14 protein-coding genes are annotated in these 18,400 nt (G+C 71.6%); 7 read left to right on the forward strand and 7 right to left on the reverse strand.

What is annotated here, in order from left to right; translation table 11 throughout:
- Window positions 1–71: 71 nt before the first annotated feature.
- The 3 genes from VFZ92_RS07390 to VFZ92_RS07400 all read left to right on the forward strand — a co-directional run bounded on the left by VFZ92_RS07390 (window position 72) and on the right by VFZ92_RS07400 (window position 4,110).
- Entirely contained in the window at window positions 72–761 is a 690-nt protein-coding gene (locus VFZ92_RS07390; protein WP_330875042.1) for a GPR1/FUN34/YaaH family transporter, read from the forward strand.
- Between the two features lie 211 nt (window positions 762–972).
- A complete protein-coding gene (locus VFZ92_RS07395; protein WP_330875043.1) occupies window positions 973–2,514 on the forward strand; it encodes an FAD-binding oxidoreductase in 1,542 nt (513 codons plus the stop codon).
- Window positions 2,515–2,613: 99 nt separating this feature from the next.
- The gene (locus VFZ92_RS07400) at window positions 2,614–4,110 is read left to right on the forward strand and encodes an MFS transporter (RefSeq protein ID WP_330875044.1); all 1,497 of its coding nucleotides are present in this window, start codon (window positions 2,614–2,616) and stop codon (window positions 4,108–4,110) included.
- A 69-nt stretch (window positions 4,111–4,179) separates the two neighbouring features.
- Here VFZ92_RS07400 and VFZ92_RS07405 read toward each other — a convergent pair whose 3' ends face one another.
- Window positions 4,180–4,974: an arylamine N-acetyltransferase family protein gene (locus tag VFZ92_RS07405; RefSeq protein ID WP_330875045.1), complete on the reverse strand. Its 795-nt coding sequence runs from the start codon at window positions 4,972–4,974 to the stop codon at window positions 4,180–4,182.
- Window positions 4,975–5,063: 89 nt separating this feature from the next.
- On the opposite strand from VFZ92_RS07405, the gene VFZ92_RS07410 reads away from it, so the two are divergent.
- From VFZ92_RS07410 to VFZ92_RS07425, 4 genes are read left to right on the forward strand one after another with little or no spacing between them, the layout of a single operon-like run.
- Window positions 5,064–5,975, forward strand: coding sequence for an SDR family oxidoreductase (locus tag VFZ92_RS07410; protein WP_330875046.1), 912 nt, complete (start codon window positions 5,064–5,066; stop codon window positions 5,973–5,975).
- A 44-nt stretch (window positions 5,976–6,019) separates the two neighbouring features.
- The gene (locus VFZ92_RS07415; RefSeq protein WP_330875047.1) at window positions 6,020–6,826 is read left to right on the forward strand and encodes an aminotransferase class I/II-fold pyridoxal phosphate-dependent enzyme; all 807 of its coding nucleotides are present in this window, start codon (window positions 6,020–6,022) and stop codon (window positions 6,824–6,826) included.
- Window positions 6,823–8,412, forward strand: coding sequence for an acyl-CoA mutase large subunit family protein (locus tag VFZ92_RS07420; protein ID WP_330875048.1), 1,590 nt, complete (start codon window positions 6,823–6,825; stop codon window positions 8,410–8,412). Before VFZ92_RS07415 ends, VFZ92_RS07420 begins: the two co-directional genes overlap by 4 nt.
- Window positions 8,406–8,849 (forward strand): cobalamin B12-binding domain-containing protein, encoded by a 444-nt coding sequence (locus VFZ92_RS07425; protein ID WP_330875049.1) that lies wholly within the window; start codon window positions 8,406–8,408, stop codon window positions 8,847–8,849. The genes VFZ92_RS07420 and VFZ92_RS07425 overlap by 7 nt, the downstream gene beginning before the upstream one ends.
- 16 nt (window positions 8,850–8,865) lie before the next feature.
- Here VFZ92_RS07425 and VFZ92_RS07430 read toward each other — a convergent pair whose 3' ends face one another.
- From VFZ92_RS07430 to VFZ92_RS07455, 6 genes are all read right to left on the reverse strand, one after another.
- Complete coding sequence (locus VFZ92_RS07430; protein WP_330875050.1) at window positions 8,866–11,976, reverse strand: ATP-binding protein; 3,111 nt, start codon at window positions 11,974–11,976, stop codon at window positions 8,866–8,868.
- 108 nt (window positions 11,977–12,084) lie between these two features.
- Window positions 12,085–14,340: an excinuclease ABC subunit UvrA gene (locus VFZ92_RS07435; protein WP_330875051.1), complete on the reverse strand. Its 2,256-nt coding sequence runs from the start codon at window positions 14,338–14,340 to the stop codon at window positions 12,085–12,087.
- An 8-nt stretch (window positions 14,341–14,348) separates the two neighbouring features.
- Window positions 14,349–15,116, reverse strand: a complete 768-nt coding sequence (locus VFZ92_RS07440; protein WP_330875052.1) for a cyclase family protein — start codon at window positions 15,114–15,116, stop codon at window positions 14,349–14,351.
- Between the two features lie 2 nt (window positions 15,117–15,118).
- Complete coding sequence (locus tag VFZ92_RS07445) at window positions 15,119–15,520, reverse strand: Rieske (2Fe-2S) protein (RefSeq protein ID WP_330875053.1); 402 nt, start codon at window positions 15,518–15,520, stop codon at window positions 15,119–15,121.
- A 19-nt stretch (window positions 15,521–15,539) separates the two neighbouring features.
- Window positions 15,540–17,150, reverse strand: coding sequence for an FAD-dependent monooxygenase (locus tag VFZ92_RS07450; RefSeq protein WP_330875054.1), 1,611 nt, complete (start codon window positions 17,148–17,150; stop codon window positions 15,540–15,542).
- The gene (locus VFZ92_RS07455) at window positions 17,147–18,400 is read right to left on the reverse strand and encodes a hypothetical protein (protein ID WP_330875055.1); all 1,254 of its coding nucleotides are present in this window, start codon (window positions 18,398–18,400) and stop codon (window positions 17,147–17,149) included. Before VFZ92_RS07455 ends, VFZ92_RS07450 begins: the two co-directional genes overlap by 4 nt.

Genomic DNA, 18,400 nt, shown 5'->3' on the forward strand with positions numbered 1-18,400 from the left:
CGCGCTTACTGAAGTGATAACAGGCCGGTCTAGCTTTCGGTTCGCCAGATGTCGAGCAACCGGAGAGTCTCATGACCACAACGGCAATTCCGTCCCAGACCACGAACGGGCACGCGGTCGAGACCGCGCCCGCTCCCGCACCGGCCAAGGTGCCGTCGTCCTCCAGCGCGAGCCCCGCGCTGCTGGGCTTCCCGGCCTTCGCGATCGCGGCGCTGTCGCTCGCGCTGTTCCTCACGGGCTTCAACCAGACCACGATCCCCAGCACGCTCGCCGCGCCGCTGCCGATCATGATCCTGGCCAGCGGTCTGCTGTTCGCCGCCACCGCGTGGGCGATCCGCCGCGACGAAGGCGTCATGGCCTCGATGTTCGGCCTGTTCGGCACCTTCTGGCTCAGCTTCTCGGTGCTGGTCCTCGGCCTGCTGAACAACTGGTTCGGCAAGCTCCCCGAGCCCGCCCAGCGCGGCGCGCAGGCCAACTTCCTGCTGATCTGGTTCGTCACCATGGTCGTCATGACCTTCGCGACGCTGCGGCTCCAGAAGGTCTACACGCTGCTGTTCGTGCTCATCGACTTCTCGCTGATCACGCTGTTCTCCGCGGTCAGCATCGCCCGTCCGGGCGCGGGCGGCGACCCGTTCATCCTGCACCCCGGCGTCGTGGCGCTGTTCGTGATGCCGGTCGTCGGCATGTACCTCTTCGCGAGCGCCGTCAACTCCGCTCTCGGCGGCAAGTCCTTCCCCATGGGAAAGCCGTTCAAGCGCTGACCCAGCAGTGTCGGAAAGGTCTGAGGAAGAAGCTGAACCGGTGGTCTCACTCGATCTCGGCGGCGGGATTCGGAAAACTTCCGCCGCCGAGGTCGGAGGGGTCGCGTTCGGCGCACAGGAAACACCGCTCCACGTCATCGAGAGGCGAGAAATGAACGGACTGACCCGTCGAGGATTCCTGGCAGGTACGGCGATCGGCGGTGCGAGCCTGGTGACGGGTACGTCGGTCGCGGCCGCGAGCGCCAAGCCGGCCGCAGGTGACTGCGGCCCCTTCGGTCCGGTCACCATCCCGACCGGCGACCCCCGCTACAAGAGCATCCAGCAGGCCCACAACACCCGGTACACCGGCGCTCCCGACTACGCGAAGGTCGTGGGCACCCCGCGACAGGTCCTCGACGCGGTCGGCGAGGCGGTGGCGAACAACAAGCGGCTCGCGGTCCGCTCGGGCGGGCACTGCATGGAGGACTTCACCACCACGCCGGACATCAAGGCGCTCATCGACCTCTCGCAGCTCGACGAGGTGTACTACGACGAGGCCAAGCGCGCCTTCGCCGTCGAGCCGGGCGCCACGATCGGCAAGGTCGCCGAGACGCTGTTCAAGGGCTGGGGCGTGATGATCCCCGGCACGGGCTGCGCGGCCGTCGGCGTCGGCGGGCACATCCCCGGCGGCGGCTACGGGTTCTTCTCCCGCCGCCACGGGCTCACGGTCGACCACCTGCACGCCGTCGAGGTCGTGACGGTGGACGCCTCCGGGACGCCCCGGCTGATCACCGCGACGCGCGAGGCCAACGATCCCAACCGCGACCTGTGGTGGGCGCACACGGGCGGTGGCGGCGGCAACTTCGGCGTGGCCACGCGCTACTGGTTCCGCACGCCGGGCGTCTCGTCCACCGACCCCTCCAAGCTGCTGCCCAAGACCGGCAACCAGCGGGCCAGGATGCTCATGTGGTCCTGGGACTCCATGTCGGAGCAGGCCTTCGTCACGCTGATCCGCAACTACTGCGCCTGGTTCGAGCAGAACAGCGCTCCGGGGTCGCCCAACACCAAGGTCTGGGGAACCCTGTTCGCGAACCACGCCTCGGCCGGGACGATCGGGATGCTCGCGGGCGTCGAGGACACCGTCCCCGGCGGCGAGGCGATGCTGAACGCGCACTTCGACACGATCACCGCGGGCGTCGGCGTCCCGCCGATGTCGGACTTCGGCGAGGTCACCTCGTGGCTCGACCCGCGCAACTGGGTCAGCGACCCGGCGGGCAGGCAGAAGAACAAGACGGCGGACCTGCGCAAGGGCTACACCGAGCAGCAGATCTCCGCGATGTACCGGCACCTCACCGACACCAACTACGCGAACCCCAACGCGCTGGTGAACATCACCGGCTTCGGCGGCGCGATCAACGGCGTGGCCCCCGACGCGACCGCCGCGGTGCACCGCGACTCGATCCTGCGCGTCTACTTCACCGCGGGCGGCTGGACCGGGGAGTGGGAGGACCAGACCAACATGACCTGGATCCGCAACCTCTACCGCGACGTCTACGCCGACACCGGCGGCGTGCCCGTCCCCAACGCGATCAACGGCGGCGCGTTCATCAACTACGCCGACAGCGACCTGCGCGACCCCGCGTGGAACACCTCCGGCGTCCCGTGGCACACCCTGTACTACCGGGACAACTACCCGCGGCTCCAGCGGATCAAGAAGCGCTACGACCCGCGCAACGTGTTCAAGCACGGAATGTCGATCGTCCCGGCGTCCTAGCCGGTGACCGCCGTCCCCGCCGGGCCCCAACCCGGCGGGGACCGCTGCTCTCCCCACCCCCGTCAGTCCACGAGGAGCCCCCCTTCACAAGGAGCCGCCATGTCCGCGAAACCGTTGGTCGAAGGCCAACCCGCACGAATCAGGGGCCGCACGGCGGTCGCGCTCGCCGTCGTGGTCAGCTTCTGGGGGCTCATCCTCGTCGACGAGATGGTCGTCAACATCTCGCTGGCCCAGATCGCCGAGGGCCTCCAGCTGACGCAGACCGAACTGGGCTGGGTCGTCAACGCCTACCTGCTCCCGTTCGGCGGTCTGCTGCTCCTCGGGGGCAGGCTCGGCGACATCCTGGGCAAGCGCCGGGTCTTCATCGCGGGCACGGCGCTCTACACGGTGGGCTGCCTGGCCCGCGCCGTCTCCCCGGACGCGTGGGCGCTCATCACCGCGAGGGCCGTGCAGGGCACCGGCGCGGCGCTGGCCACGCCCTGCGTCCTGGCGCTGATCCTCAACACGTTCGGCGAGGGTCCGCTGCGGCGCAGGGCGATCGGCGTCTACACGATCGCGGGCGGCACGGGTGCCGCGGTCGGCCTGCTGGTCGCGGGCGCGCTCGGCTCCGTCGGGTCGTGGCAGGCGCAGATGCTGCTGGCGGGCGTGATCGGGCTGGCCCTGCTGGTGGCCACGCCCGCGGTGGTCGAGGAGACTCCGCGCCAGTCCGGCAGGCTGGACGTGCCCGGCGGGCTGCTGTCGTCGCTGGGGCTGGTGGCGCTGGTCTACGCGCTGGCGAACTCGACGGGCGACGGCTGGCGCAGCGGCCCGGTGATCGCGTGCTTCGTCGGCGGGCTGGTGCTGATCGGGCTCTTCGTGCTCGTCACCAGGCGCACCGCGGAACCGCTGCTGGACCTCGGCCTGTTCGGCGACCGGACCCGCGTCGGCGCCTACCTGGTGCTGCTGCTGATGCCGGGCACCCAGATCGGCATCTTCTTCTTCCTCAGCCAGTACCTCCAGATGTTCCTCGGCTACTCCGCGATGTCCGTGGCGCTGGCGTTCCTGGTCGTGTCGGTCGGCATGGTCGGCGCGGCCGGGCAGGCGGCCCGGCTGGAGCCGAGGCTGGGCGCCAGGGCGGTCGTCGTGGTCGGCGCGCTGATGCTGCTGGCCGCCAACGCGTGGCTCGTGCGGATGGGTCCGGGTGACGGCTTCTGGACCGCCGTGCTGCCGTCCCTGCTGCTCGTGGGTGCCGGGCTGGCGTTCACGATCATCCCGGCCACGATCCGCGCGACCTCCGGGGTCGAGGACGAGGGGTCCGGATCGGCCTCCAGCGTGGTGAACGCCGTGCAGAACGTCGGCTCGTCGCTCTCGCTGGCGATCATCGTGGCGGTCGCGGCGACGGCCGGTGCCGCCGCGGCGGCGAGCCCGCCGTCCGACCTCCCGCCGGAGGCGCTGGACGGGTTCGTGTTCGGCGAGTCGATGACGGCGGGCTTCGCGACGGGCGCCGTGTTCGCGGCCGCCGCCGCGCTCGCCGCGCTGCTCATCCGGTCCCGGCGCGCGGCCGGGGTGGTCGTCGAGCCGAGCCCGGAACCCGCGGAGAGTCACACGACCAGGTGATTCCGCGGTCGAGCGAACGGCCCCTGGAAGAACTTCCAGGGGCCGTTCGCCGTGCCGGGGGTCGTCGCGTCAGTGCGCGCCGAGCGCCTCCGGCACCCGGCGGAACGCCGACGGCGGGCGGTCGAGGTCGATGCCGAACGTGGTGCGGTAGACCTCGACGAGCTCCGGCTCGTCCAGGGTCCGCTCGGTCGTCGTGCCCCGGTCGGTGGTGATCAGCCTGTTGCCGTGCAGCGTGACCCGGCCGGTCGGGGTCTTCAGCGAGCACAGGTCCATGGTGTTCCAGAACGACTCGGGCGACGCGTGGTGCCAGTCCCACGAGGGCTGGAAGTCGCACCAGCGCCGCGGGTGCGCCTCCACCCGGTACTTGGGCGCGCCGTCGAACAGCACGTCGACGTCGCCGTACGGGGCCTCGACCACGCGGAACTCGCCCGCCGGATCGACCTGGGGCTCGTCGGTGTCCATCCGCAGCGGGAACACGTACCCCTGGCCGAACCCGACGTCGAGCATCCACGGGCTGTCGAGGTCGACCCGCAGGACGAGGTGGTCGAGCGCGAACATCGGCTCGCCGTCGGGCTTGAACGGCGCGGCGGCCAGCAGCGTCACCCGGTACCCGAGCGCGCGCAGCAGCGCGCCGAAGGCCCCGTTCAGCTCGTAGCAGCCACCGCCCCGCCGCAGCCGGACGATCTTGTCGACGTACACGTCCTCGTCCAGCTCCACCGGCGTGCCCATCCGGGTGTAGATGTTCTCGAACGGCACCGCGTAGAGGTGCCGTTCGTGCAGTTCCCGCAGCGTGTCGAGATCCGCCGCGCCGGGCATCGGCGCACCGATGCGTTCCAGGTAGTCGCGCACCATCCGCTGGTCCATGCCCCGATGGTGCCAACGCGCACGCGCGCGCCCCGCCCGCGAAGACCGGCTCGAGCGCGAGTTGAGAGGACGCCGATACGGTCGACCGCATGACTCAACCCTTGACAGGCAAAGTCGCGCTGGTGGCCGGAGGGACCCGCGGTGCGGGTCGCGGCATCGCCGTCCAGCTCGGTGCGGCCGGAGCGACCGTCTACGTCACCGGTCGGACGACCCGCTCCGAGAAGTCGGAGATGAACCGCCCCGAGACGATCGAGGAGACGGCCGAGCAGGTCACCGCGGCGGGCGGTGTCGGCATCCCGGTGCGGGTCGACCACCTCGTGCCGGACGAGGTGCGGGACCTGGTCGAGCGGATCGACGCCGAGCAGGGCGCGCTGCACGTCCTGGTGAACGACATCTGGGGCACCACGGCGGTGGAGTGGCAGAAGGCGGTGTGGGAGTCCGACCTGGAGAACGGCCTGCACACGCTGCGGCTCGCCGTGGACACGCACGCCATCACCAGCCACTTCGCGCTCCCTCTGCTGATCAAGTCGCCCGGCGGGCTCGTCGTGGAGGTGACCGACGGGACCGACGAGTACAACTCGGTCAACTACCGGAACTCCTTCTTCTACGACCTCGCCAAGGGCGCGGTGAGCCGGATGGCCTTCGCGCTGGCGCACGAGGTCGCCCCGCACGGGGCGACGGCCGTCCTGCTCACCCCCGGCTGGCTGCGCTCGGAGTTCATGCTCGGCGAGTTCGGCGTGACCGAGGAGAACTGGCGGGACGCGACGAAGTTCCAGCCGCACTTCGCGATCTCGGAGAGCCCGGCGTACGTGGGGCGCGCGGTGGCCGCGCTGGCCGCCGACCCGGACGTGGCCCGCTGGAACGGCCGGTCGCTCTCCAGCGGACAGCTGGCGCGGGTGTACGGGTTCACCGACCTCGACGGCAGCCGGCCCGACGCGTGGCGCTACATGGTCGAGGTGCAGGACCCCGGCAAGCCCGCCGACACCACCGGCTACCGCTGACCGGCGAAGACCGCGCTGAGAGGCGTCCGCGCTACTTTCGGCTGGTGAGGAGCCTAGTCGAGAGCATCGCAGCCCATCACTTCGTCGACGAGGACCGGATCGTCGTGGCAGGCGGCACCGACGAACTCGTCCTCCTGCTGGCCAGGACGCGGGGTCCGGTCCTCGTCGGCGGCCACACGTCCCACGCCCGCCACCTCCGCGCGGCCGGGGTCCCCGTGGTGGAACTGCCCCTGCTGGACTACCGCGTTCCCGCGGCCGAGCTGTGCCTCCGGTTCGAGAGGGGCGTCGGGCTCGCGTTCGTGAGCAACCCCCACGACCTGACCGGCACGGTGCTCAGCGCGGGGTCGGTGCGCCGGATCTGCGCGGCGGCCCGGCACAACGGCGCGCTCGTGGTGTTCGACGAGACCTGCGCGGAGTACGCGCTGGGCCCCGACTTCACCTCCGCCCGCTGGTGGGCGTCCCACGGCCGCGGCGTCTGCGTGCTGCGGTCGTTCCCCGAGGTGCCGGTCGGCTACCTGATCGGCGACCCGGCCGTGGTCGAGCGGCTCGGCGGCCCCGCGGTCGGGGCGGCGGGCCGGTCGGCCGCGTTCGACGCGCTGCCGGACCGGGAGTCCCTCTCCCGCGCGAGGGAGGACAACCGCGCCGCCCGCGCGCTGCTGTGCCGCGGCCTCGCCGAACTGGGCATCGAGTTCATCCCGTCCTCGGCCGACTTCGTGCTGGCCAGGATGCCGGGACGGTCCGACCTGGCCGATGTCGGGTTGGCCGACCACGTCCGGATCCCGGTCGGCCGGGTGGACGAGGTCGCCCACCTGATCGAAGACCTCGGCGGACGGATCGGGGCGGCGCGATGACGCGGGAGACGACCACGGCCAGCGGTGTCCCGCTCCCGCCGTTCGTGGGACCCGAGGACGTGGCACCGGGGCTGGCGGAGCGGCTGGGCGAGCCCGGCGGGTTCCCGTTCACCAGGGGCATCCGCCCGACGATGTACCGCGAGCGCCCGTGGACGATCCGGCAGCTCGCCGGTTTCGGAACGGCGCGGGACACCAACGTCCGCTACCGGATGCTGCTCGACGGCGGCTCGACCGGGATCAACGGCGTGTTCGACTACCCCAGCCTGCGGGCGTTCGACTCCGACGAGCCGCGGGCGGGCGCCGACGTCGGGCGGGGCGGTGTCGCCGTCGACGTGCGCGACGACTTCGACGTGCTGTTCAAGGGCATCCCGCTGGACGAGGTCAGCGTGTCGCTGGTGTCGTCGCAGCCGATCGGCGCCGTCGCCCACCTGGCGATGTTCGTCCGGTCCGCGGAGCGCCAGGGCTTCGACCGGCGGCGGCTGGCGGGCACGAGCCAGAACGACTTCCTGATGGAGACCGCCATCACCATCGCGCCGGAAGCGCTGCCCCCGGCGGGTTCCTTCCGGTTGGCGTGCGACCTGGCGGACTTCGCGCTGCGCGAGATGCCGCGCTGGAACCCCGTCAGCGTGAGCGGGTACAACTACCGCGAGGCGGGCGCCGACGCGACGCTGGAGATGGCGCTCTGCCTCGCCCACGGCCAGGCCGTGGCCCGCGAACTGGTGCGGCGCGGCCACCGCCCGGAGGCCGCCCTGTCCCGGATCTCGTTCTTCCTGTGCGCCCACAACGACTTCTTCGAGGAGGTCGCGAAGTACCGGGCGCTGCGCCGGATGTGGGCGCGGTGGGTCCGCGACGAGTTCGGCGTGACCGACCCGCGCGCGCAGCTCTTCCGCTACCACGTGCAGACCTCCGGCGTGACCAACGCCGCCCGCCACGCGCACGTCAACATCGCCCGCAGCGCGCTCCAGGGCCTGGCGGCGGTGTGCGGCGGCACGCAGTCGCTGCACCTCAACGGTTACGACGAGGCCGTGTGCATCCCGAGCGAGCACGCCGCGCTGACCGCGCTGCGCACGCAGCACGTGCTGCTGCACGAGACCGGTGTCGCCAAGGTCGCGGACCCGTTGGGCGGCAGCCACCTCGTCGAGTACCTCACCGACTCGCTGGAGCACCGGGCGGCCGAGGTGCTGCGGGTGATCGACGGGCTGGGCGGCGTCGTCGCCGCGACCGAGCGGGGCTGGGTGCACTCCGAGCTGGCGAGCACCGCGTACGCCGACCAGATGGCGATCGAGACCGGCGACTCGCTCGTGGTCGGCGTCAACACCCACCTCGACGGCGACGACGAGGAGATGGCGCTGTTCGAACTGCCCAGCGGCAGCCTGGAGCGGCAGACCGCGCAACTGGAGGCCGTCCGCGCCCGACGTGACGCGCGCGCCGCCTCCGCCGCGCTGCGCGCGGTCGCCGAGGCCTGCCGCGACGGGCGGAACACGATGCCGCCGGTGCTCGCCGCCGTCGACGCCGACGTGACCCTCGGCGAACTCGGCGGGCTGTTCCGCGACGAGCTGGGACGATGGGAGTTTCCGCTGTGGTAGCAGCACTTCAGGGCCGCAAGGCGATCGTCGCCAAGCTGGGCATGGACGCGCACTGGCGCGGCGCCATCGTCGTGGCCAAGGCCCTGCGGGACGCCGGGATGGACGTGGTCTACCTGGGCCACACCACCGCCGCCGACCTGGTCGCCGCCGCGGAGCAGGAGGACCCGGTGCTCGTGGGCCTGTCCACCCTGTCCGGCAACCACCTCGACGAGTGCGCGCTCGTGATGACCGCCTTCCGCGCCGCGGGCCTGCACGACGTGGTCGTCGTGGTCGGCGGCACCATCCCCCCGCGCGACCAGGCACGGCTGCGGGAACTCGGGGTGGACCAGGTGTTCGGCGTCGGCAGCCCGCTCACGCACATCGTGGACCAGGTGTCCACCCTGGTCGCCGCCCGCGAACCCCTCCGCCTGGCGGTCGAGGCCCCGAGGAGCGGCTGATCCGTTGCGGCGGGTACTACCGCGGGTGCGGGGCTGTCTTCACCTCGACCGCGTCGAGCACCACGCCCATGGTGGACCGGTTCTCCATGAAGTTCTCCGTCAACACGGTGATGTTGTACCTGGTCACACCATCCGGAACGGCGACGGGCTCCTCGTGTCGCGGGACCTCCTCGAACAGCACGGAGAACTCCTCGAGGAGTCGGGGATGCGCCTCCAGCAACCTGCTGAGCGCTCTGTGCTGGAGCCGCACCACCGACCTGGTCTTCCGCGCCCAGTCGGCGATGAGGGAAACGGCTTCGTAGGGCAGTGCGGCGCCGTGCTCGACCAGGACTCGGCTCATCAGCTCGACAGCCGCGTCCAAGCGAGGTGAGGGCTCAAACCTGGTCGGAAGAAGCAGGTTGACCCCGTGACCGGGGAACAGCGAATCGAGCGCACCGCTGATGAGGACATCGACGTTCTCGGACGGATCGTCGAACCTGCTCGATGTGAGAAGCGCGTCGTTCACGGCGGACCCGTATCGAAGTCTCCGCAGCCGGTCCTCGTCCCCGGTCAGCCGCACGTGGGACATGTCCGCCGTGATCCCACCGCCGAAGGCGTGGTCCAGCGTGATCGAGTCGACGCGCCGGTTGAGCGTGCTCACCAGGTCCTGCCAGCTCAGGACGTCGAGCCCCGCACGCCACAGGTCGACGGTCGAACGCCAGTGGTCCTGGTCGTCCTCACCGGGCCACACCTCGTCCAGCGGCACCTCGCCGTCACCGAGCACGACGCGCAGCAGCACCAGGTTCGCCGAGTACGCGGCGAGTTCGCGGACGTGGTCCACGGGCAGCGGGCGGTAGTTCGCGAACCGGTCGGACCGGTGCCGCTTGCGGTGGTTCACCAGCAGGTCCCTGACCATGCGGGTGATGGCGCGCCGACGCTCGGGGGGAAGCTCTTCGACCAACTCCTGGAGGAACGTCAGGATCGTCCGACGGTTGCTCAGGGGTTGGTGCGACGTCACCGCGAACAGCAGGTCGTCGTAGTCGCGGTCCCGACGCCGACCGCCCGACGGCAGTTGCTGGACGACCACTCCGAGCAGGTGCCGGGCGACGAGGTACTCGCCGAAGGTGGCGTGCAGGAACTCGTAGCTCTTCTCGCTCAGCCGCTGCACGTGCTGGTTCGTCTCGTCCACGTGCACGAAGAAGAACTGCCCGATGGTCCACTTCGCGGCGGTGGACTCCCGGCCGTCTCCCTCGCTGAACGCCGCGGCGTCCGCTGCGAGTTCGGCCTCGGTGATGTTCTGCCGCCCCCTGTTGACCATGCCCAGCGCCACGATCCCGAGCCGCCACAGGTGGTCGTCGACGGCTTCCTCGAAGTCCTCCTCGGAACGGTCGCCGAACGGACGGGTGACCTCACGGCGGGCGAAGGACTCCAGCAGGTGCCCGTACAGCGCGGCCTTGGACAGGTCCGCGCCCAAGCTCGTCGCGTTCGGGTCGGCGGAGTAGAGGGCCAGCATGAACAGCAGCAGGGGCTGCTCGACCAGGTCGCGGTGGACCATCGCGGTGTCGACGTCCAGCGGCCGGAAGGTGCCTGCCCGCGCGCCTGCCCGGTTGGCGTCGTTCCAGACGTCGAGCCACGCCGTGACCTGTTCCTCGTCGAACTCCTCCAGCCGCACCACGGGCGAGCGGTGCGGAATGGTGACCCGGTCGGCGACGACCGTGCGGGAGGTGACGACCACGACCACGGGATGCCCCATGTCCGCTTCCCGCTGCTGGAAGCGGACCACCTCCTGGAGGTAGCCCGCGCGCCTGCTGGAGGAGGCCTGGAGCAGCTCGTCCAGGCCGTCCAGCAGGACGACCCGGACCGTGCTCGCGCTCTGCTCCACCAGCACCGGCCAGCTCACCCGCCCGTGGGTGGTCGCGTGCAACGCCTGTTCGACCTGGTCGTACACCGGCGCGTCGACGTCCACGCGGCGCAGCGGCACGCGCACCACCGTGTACTCCGACAGCGGCAGGCGCGCCGCGAGGACCTGCGTCAGCAGCGACTTGCCCGCGCCGGGGTGGCCGAGCAGCAACAGGGGCCACTCCGCACCGTCCGGTGACGTGAGGTGAGCGGCGAGGAGGACGTCCAGGTCGTCGCCGACCGGCTGGTCCCGCCACCACCGGTCGTCCCACGGAGCCGAGTCGGACGACGGCCGGTCGCAGACTCGGTAGCGCGGGTTCACGTGGATCCGACCGACGGTCGGGAACTCGATGTCGTCGCGGTGCTCGGACTGGTCGTCGGGCACGATCCGCTGGCCGAGCACCGACGTGTTCGCCCGGTGGAGGGTCGTGCGGGAGTCCGGCACGGCCGGTGCCTCCGGTGGCGGGTCCAGGCTGAGCAGCCGTTCGACCCTGGCCAGTGCGGCACCGTGGTGGTCGAGCGCCGCAGCGAGCTCACCGCGGGTGCCGCGCACCTCGTCGCGGGTGGCGGCGTGCTCCCCGAACGACGCCCACACCAGGAATTCGGGCACGTCGGCCGCCATGCGGAGGTAGTGCTCGCGGTACTCGGCGGTCGCGTCCACCACGACCGCCGCGAAGTCGACGCCGCCGTGCCACTCCTGCAAGCCGTCCAGGAAGGACGTGGCGCGCTCCGCGAGTTCGCGCAGCCAGGCCGTGACGGCGGCGGTGTTCTCCTCGAATCCCCGCCTGGCCGACGGGGCGGGCACGGCGGCGGCGTAGAGCTGGTCCACCAGCTTGCCGCCGTGCTCGCCGTCCCAGCCGGCCACCAGGCCGACCTGGTCGCCGGTCGTGAGTTCCAGCGCCTCGAACGCCCGGTCCCCCAGGTGGTTCCGGAGCGCTTCGAAGAAGGACGTCACCACGAGCACGGTGTGCGCGGCCGCGATCAGCTGACGCCGCTCGTAGCCCGCGGTGCCGAGCCGCCGCTGGGACACCGCGCGGAGCGCGTCCCCGGCCAGCGTGAACGCCTGGTTCTTCTGGTCGACGGAGCCCCACACGGCCGCGGCGACACCCGCCGGACCGAGGATGCCGACGGCCGGTGCGGCGAGGACGACGCCGCCGAGCGCGCGGTCCACCGCCTTCAGCCACGGCGGGTCGTCGCTGCCGAGGATCCGCAACGCGCCGCGATAGGTCAGGGGGTGGTCCTTGGGCATGGATGCTCCGCACTCCAGCGCGCCGTCCGTGGGTCACCGAACCTATCACCGCCCCCGCACAGGACAGGTTTTCCGCACTATTGCGTAAACACGTTGTGCCGCAACGGATCAGCGGCGCAGGTACTTCCTCAGGTGCTGCGCCGTGTACGTGTCGGCGTCGGCGACCAGTTCCGCGGGCGTGCCGGTGAACACGACCCGGCCACCGTCGTGCCCCGCGCCGGGACCGATGTCGATCAGCCAGTCGGCGTGGGCCATGACGGCCTGGTGGTGTTCGACCACGACGACCGTGCTGCCGCCGTCGACCAGGCGGTCGAGGAGGGCGAGGAGCTGGTCGACGTCGGCCAGGTGCAGGCCCGCGGTGGGTTCGTCGAGGACGTAGGTCGCGGCGCCCTCGCCCATGTGGATGGCGAGCTTGAGGCGCTGCCGTTCGCCGCCGGACAGGGTGTTCAGCGGCTGGCCGAGGCGCAGGTAGCCGAGGCCGACGTCGGCGAGGCGGGCCAGGACCGCGTGGACCCTGCCGGACGGGAAGAACTCCAGCGCCTCGGCGACCGGCATGGCGAGCACCTGGCTGATGTTCTTGCCCCGCAGCGTGTGCGCGAGCACCTCGGCCGTGTACCGCTTGCCGCCGCAGTCCTCGCACACCGACGACACGCCCGCCATCATCGCGAGGTCGGTGTAGATGACGCCGAGGCCCTTGCACCTCGGGCAGGCGCCCTCGGAGTTCGCGCTGAACAGGGCGGCCTTCACCTTGTTGGCCTTGGCGAAGGAGGTCCGGATCGGGTCCAGCATCCCGGTGTAGGTGGCCGGGTTGCTGCGCCGCGACCCGCGGATCGCCGACTGGTCCACCACGACCACGTCGTCGCGCTTCCCCAGCGAGCCGTGGACCAGCGACGTCTTGCCCGCGCCGGACACGCCGGTGACCACGGTGAGCACGCCGAGCGGGATGTCCACGGACACGTCGCGGAGGTTGTGCAGCGACGCCCCGGTGATGGGCAACCGACCGGACGGCTCGCGCGGTGCGGAGCGCAGCTCGACGCGGTGGTCCAGGTACCGGCCGGTCACCGTGTCCGAGGCCCGCAGACCCGCCACGTCACCGGTGTAGCACACGTGGCCGCCCGCCGACCCCGCGCCGGGTCCGAGGTCGACGACGTGGTCGGCGATCTCGACGACCTCGGGCTTGTGCTCGACGACGAGCACCGTGTTCCCGTTGTCCCGCAGCCGGAGCAGGAGCCCGTTCATCCGCTGCACGTCGTGCGGGTGCAGGCCGACGGTCGGCTCGTCGAAGACGTAGGTGACGTCGCTGAGGCTGGATCCCAGGTGCCGCACGGTCTTCACCCGCTGCGCCTCGCCGCCGGACAGGGTGGACGACTCGCGGTCCAGGCTCAGGTAGCCGAGGCCGATCTCCACCAGCGAGTCCAACGTGGACGACAGCGCGGCCAGCACCGGGCCGACCGACGGGGTGTCGAGGTCGCGGACGAACGCGGCGAGGTCGTCGACCTGCATCGCCGCGCACTCGGCGATGTTGCGCCCGGCGATCCGCGACGACAGCGCGGCCGGGTTCAGCCGGGTCCCGTCGCACGAGCGGCAGTGGGTGAACGTCGCGATCTTGTCGACGTAGGCGCGCAGGTCGGGGCGCAGCGCGTCGCGGTCCTTGGTCAGGAAGTGGCGGCGCATCTTCACCAGCAGGCCCTCGTAGGTGGCCTTGCTGTCGCCCTTCCGCATCTTCGTCGCGGGCCGCTCCAGCAGGTCGTCCCACTCCTGCTCGGTGAAGTCGGCGAGCTTCTTGTCCGGGTCGAAGTAACCCGATCCGGTGATGATCTGCCAGTACCACGAGCCGATCCCGGTGTGCGGTGCCGTGATCGCGCCCTCGTTCAGCGACTTCCGGCGGTCCAGCACGGCGTCCACGTCGATGTCCGAGACGTACCCGTGCCCCTCGCAGACCGGGCACGCGCCCTCGGGGGTGTTGAAGCTGAACGCGCTGGACGGGCCGATGTGCGGGTCGCCGAGCCTGCTGAACACGACCCGCAGCATCGTCTGGGCGTCGGTCGCGGTGCCGACGGTCGACCGCGAGTTCGACCCCATCCGCTCCTGGTCGACCACCAGCGCCACGCTCAGGTTCCTCAGCGCGTCGACGTCCGGCCTGCTCATCGACGGCAGGTGGCCCTGGACGTACGCGGTGTAGGTCTCGTTGAGCAGCCTGCGCGACTCGGCCGCGATCGTGCCGAACACCAGCGACGACTTCCCGGAACCGGACACACCGGTGAAGACGGTGAGCCTCCGCTTCGGGATGTCGAGCGAGACGTCCGCCAGGTTGTTGTGCCGCGCACCGCGGACCTCGATCACGTTGTGGCTGTCGGAACCCATGCCGGACATCATGAGGGTCGTTCGACCAGCGCGAGGACACGGGTGGGGCTGCCCGAACCGCGAACGATCGGCAGCGGGCCCGCCACCAGCACGGCGCCGGTGGGCGGCAGCAGGGCCAGGTTGCGGAGCTGGGTCAGGCCGTACTTGCCCGCGCCGTGGAAGAACCAGTGGCACGGGTAGGGCCGGTCGAACTCGCCCGCCAGCCCCGCGTCCGTGCCGACGGTCTCGACCCCGATGCCGGTCAGCGGCGTCTCCTCGGCCAGCCAGCGCGCGCACTCCTGGTCGACGCCGGGCGTGTGCCCGTCGTTGAGGAACCGGGCCGGATCGTCCCGGTAGGCGTCCCAGCCGGTGCGGTAGAGCAGCCAGCCGCCGTCCGGGAGCGGGCCGTGCTCGGCCTGCCACCGCTCGACGTCGTCCCTGCGCAGCAGGAAGTCCGGGTCGGCGGCGGCGCGCGCGGAGAGGTCCAGCACCGCCGCGGGGCCGACCAGCCGGGCGGGCGGCACCTCCGACACGTCCTGCGACCCCTTGCCGGACAGCCAGTGCACCGGCGCGTCGAAGTGGGTGCCGGTGTGCTCGGACAGCCGGATGTTGTTCCAGTACACCGTCGGCCCGGCCGCGTCGTAGTCGCTGATGACCTCGCGGGAGAACGGCCACGGCTGGCCGCGGTCCGGTGGCAGCGCGATGATCGGCGTCCGCTCGGACAGCGGCGCCGTGAGGTCGACGACCTCGACGGCACCGCCGCGCAGCGCCCCCACCAGGTCCGTGAGCACGCCCATCGCTACACCGTCCGGATGTCGTCGCCGTCGAACTCGACGTCGAACTGCGGCAGCGGCTGCTTGGCCGGTCCGCCGGTGACGGACCCGTCGGCCATGGAGAACGTGCTGTGGTGGCAGTCGCAGTTGATCGTCCCGTTGCCGAAGCCGGTGATGGCGCAGCCGCGGTGCGTGCAGACCGACGAGAAGGCCTTGAACACGCCCTCCTGGGGTTGGACGACGACCACGCCCTGTTCAGCGAAGATCTGCCCGCCGCCGACCGGGATGTCCGACGCGGTGCCCAGCGGCGTGCCGGGCGGCGGCGGCTCCGCGGTGCGGACGACCTCGCCGCAGGCCGCCACCGCGGTACCCGCGATCACCGCACCGGTGCCCGCGATCACCGCGCGCCTGCTGTAGGTGTTGCCCATGTCCGGTTCCCCTCCACGTTCACGACGGTTCAGCGACCCTGTCGACCAGCTCCGACCCGACGATGCCCGCGGCCGCTCGAAGAGCGCTCGGGAACGACTCGCCCGACCGGTCCCGCGCCGCGAGGTGGCCGTCGGGACGGACCAGCCACCACCCGGTGCCGTAGGCGTCCACCGCGTCGTCCACGGCCGTGGCGACGGTGATCTCCGGGCTCAGGCCGTCGACCGGCGCACCCGGCGGCAGGACGGCCACCAGGCGGGCCGGGACGTCCCACGGCCGGGCCCACGCGGCCTCCGCGACGGCGGCGGCCCCCTGCCCGGTGGAGGCGAAGACCAGTCCGACGAAGCCCCCGCCGAGCAGCGTGCGCAGCCGGGTCGGCACGCCCTCGACCACCACCCGGCAGTCCGGGGCGAACGCGCCCAGCAGCGGGTGCCCGGTCTCCACCAGCGGCGACCCGGTGTAGGTGAAGGGTTCGGCCATCCGCCCGCTGTTGACGTGCTTGCGCGCCAGTCCGAGGGACCGGGACAGCGTCAGCAGCACCGCGCGCGTCCAGCGGCGGATCCTGTTCGGCGGCACCATGAACCGGATGGTGGCCTCGGTGACGCGCAGGTTCTCCTCGGCCGCCGCGTAGCGCTCGCCGTGGTAGGTCTCCAGCAGCTCCTCACCCGCGGTGCCCGCGCGGACCAGCGCGATCTTCCACGCGAGGTTGTCGGCGTCCTGGATGCCGCTGTTCATGCCGCGCGACCCGTACGGCGGCAGCGCGTGCGCGGCGTCGCCCGCGAACAGCACCCGCCCCACCCTCAGCCGGTCGACGACCCGCTGGTGGAACCGGTACGTGCTGACCCAGTCGACCTCGTACGGGACGTCGCCGATGACGGCGCGGACCCGCTGGTCGAACCGGCCGTCGGCGCGTTCGGCCTCGATGTCGGCGTCGGGCGGCAGCTGCCAGTCGATCCGCCAGACGTCGTCGGGCTGCGGGTGCATCACGAGCTGGCGGCCGGGGTTGAACACCGGGTCGTAGTGGAAGTGCCGCTCCTTGGCCAGCGGCAGCCGGGCCCTGATGTCGGTGATCAGGAACCGGTCCCGGTGCGTGTACCCGGTCCACTCCACGCCCATCAGCTCCCGCAGTCCACTCCGGACACCGTCGCACGCGACCAGGTGGGAGAAGACCAGATCCTCCTCGCCCAGCGCGGTGGACACCCGCGCGGTGACGGAGCCCGCGTCCTGCGAGACGCCCGTGACCCGGTGCCCCCAGCGCACGTCGCACAGCGGTTCCGCCTCCGCCGCCGCGGCGAGCACCTGCTCGATGCGGTGCTGGGAGATGTTGACGAACGGGCCGAAACCCGGTCCGCGCGGGTACTCCGCGGCCCGGATCTCCCGGTTGCGCACGTAGGTGCGGGCGACCGTCCACGTGACGCCCTCGTCCGCGATGGTCTCGGCGCACCCGACCTTGTCGAGCACCTCCAGCACGTCGCCCTGGATCAGGCACGCCTTGGAGCCCTGCTTCACCAGTTCGGGATCGGCCTCCAGCACCACGGTGGGAACCCCGAGCCCGGCCAGCCGCAGCGCGGCCACCAGTCCCACCGGTCCCGCGCCGACGATGCCGACCGGTGGTCTCATGAGGGTGGTCACGGTGCCCCCGTAGTCTCGTTGTCGACCTTCTCGTCCACCTCGACCGCGTGGAAGACGGGGATGTCCCGCACGGCGCGGAGGTAGGGGGTGCCCTCGGTGTACCCGGTGCCCGGCACGTCGCCGAGCATCCGCACCGCGAGCCGGTAGTGCGTCCTCCGCCAGCGCAGCATCGCGCGGGCGAACGAGTTCATGGCCTCCGCCAGCGGTTTGCGCGCGTCCTCCGCGACCACGTCGGACTCGCACATCCGCCGGTAGGCCTCGTCGAGCGTCGGCTGGTCGCCGAGCACCCGCGCCCGCACGTCGGGCACGGAGCGGTAGGCCGCCGACTCCACCCGGTCGCCGTCCGGCCTGCGGCACAGCGACTCGACGAGCTTGTAGTTGCGGGACTGGATCGCGCTGGCGCCCTCGGTGAAGTTCCGGAACGTCCGGAACGACTCGACCTGCATGGTCGCCAGCATCGAGAACAGCGGTGACGACTCGCGCAGCGCGACCTCCGAGCTGCTCATGAAGTGCACGGCCCGTTCGATCTCGCCCTCCCCCAGCGCCGCGACGGCACCGCGGATCTGCGTGGCCAGCAGGGAGAACGTGGTCTCGAACGCCTGGAGCGACCGGAGGAACAGGTACTCGTCGTGCAGGGTGTGCACGGGCAGGATGCTCAGCTGCACGGCCCTGCGCTCCGCGTACGACATGTCGCCGCGCACCGCGGCGCACGCCTGGCGGGCGAGGTCACCGGGCTCGGTGGCGGTGAGCCCGGCGTCCAGCGACATCCGGGCGAGCGCGGGCAGGATCACCCTCAGCCCGTGCCGGAAGCGCTTGCGCACCACGACCCCGTCCGGCCGGGCCTGTGGCAGCAGCGTGGTGCGCCCGTCCGCGGCGGACAGCTCGAAGGCCAGCGCGTCCGCCACCAGCTGGGCGGTGAGCCGGTCGCACCGCGTCCTGGCGAACGGCGCCTGCTCGACCGGGTCGTCCGCGCCGGGGAGCTGGAGCAGCGGCAGCGCCAGGTAGGACGGGTAGTCGTAGCGCTTGTCCGGCTTGTCCAGCGCGGTGCCCAGGAACGACACCAGCGTCTGCACGTGGGACCACGGGCCGCCCAGTTCGGGGAGCAGGTCGCGCACGTTCGCGAGCAGCTCCAGCAGTTCCGGCGCGACGAAGTGCTTCCCGGCGCTGTGGTACTCGCGGACCACGGCTCCGTAGGGGAACCGCTTGACGTCCGGTGCGCGCAGCCAGGAGTTCAGTTCGGCGGTGGACAT

Origin of the sequence: Umezawaea sp., assembly GCF_036375055.1 — a bacterium.
Taxonomy (GTDB): Bacteria; Actinomycetota; Actinomycetes; order Mycobacteriales; family Pseudonocardiaceae; genus Umezawaea.

Bases quoted from the DNA above. Each gene is read 5' to 3' on its own strand.
- VFZ92_RS07390 (WP_330875042.1), top strand. From the start codon at position 72: ATGACCACAACGGCAATTCCGTCCCAGACCACGAACGGGCACGCGGTC.
- VFZ92_RS07400 (WP_330875044.1), top strand. From the start codon at position 2,614: ATGTCCGCGAAACCGTTGGTCGAAGGCCAACCCGCACGAATCAGGGGC.
- VFZ92_RS07405 (WP_330875045.1), bottom strand. From the start codon at position 4,974: ATGGACCAGCGGATGGTGCGCGACTACCTGGAACGCATCGGTGCGCCG.
- VFZ92_RS07410 (WP_330875046.1), top strand. From the start codon at position 5,064: ATGACTCAACCCTTGACAGGCAAAGTCGCGCTGGTGGCCGGAGGGACC.
- VFZ92_RS07420 (WP_330875048.1), top strand. From the start codon at position 6,823: ATGACGCGGGAGACGACCACGGCCAGCGGTGTCCCGCTCCCGCCGTTC.
- VFZ92_RS07430 (WP_330875050.1), bottom strand. From the start codon at position 11,976: ATGCCCAAGGACCACCCCCTGACCTATCGCGGCGCGTTGCGGATCCTC.
- VFZ92_RS07435 (WP_330875051.1), bottom strand. From the start codon at position 14,340: ATGGGTTCCGACAGCCACAACGTGATCGAGGTCCGCGGTGCGCGGCAC.
- VFZ92_RS07440 (WP_330875052.1), bottom strand. From the start codon at position 15,116: ATGGGCGTGCTCACGGACCTGGTGGGGGCGCTGCGCGGCGGTGCCGTC.
- VFZ92_RS07445 (WP_330875053.1), bottom strand. From the start codon at position 15,520: ATGGGCAACACCTACAGCAGGCGCGCGGTGATCGCGGGCACCGGTGCG.
- VFZ92_RS07455 (WP_330875055.1), bottom strand. From the start codon at position 18,400: ATGTCCACCGCCGAACTGAACTCCTGGCTGCGCGCACCGGACGTCAAG.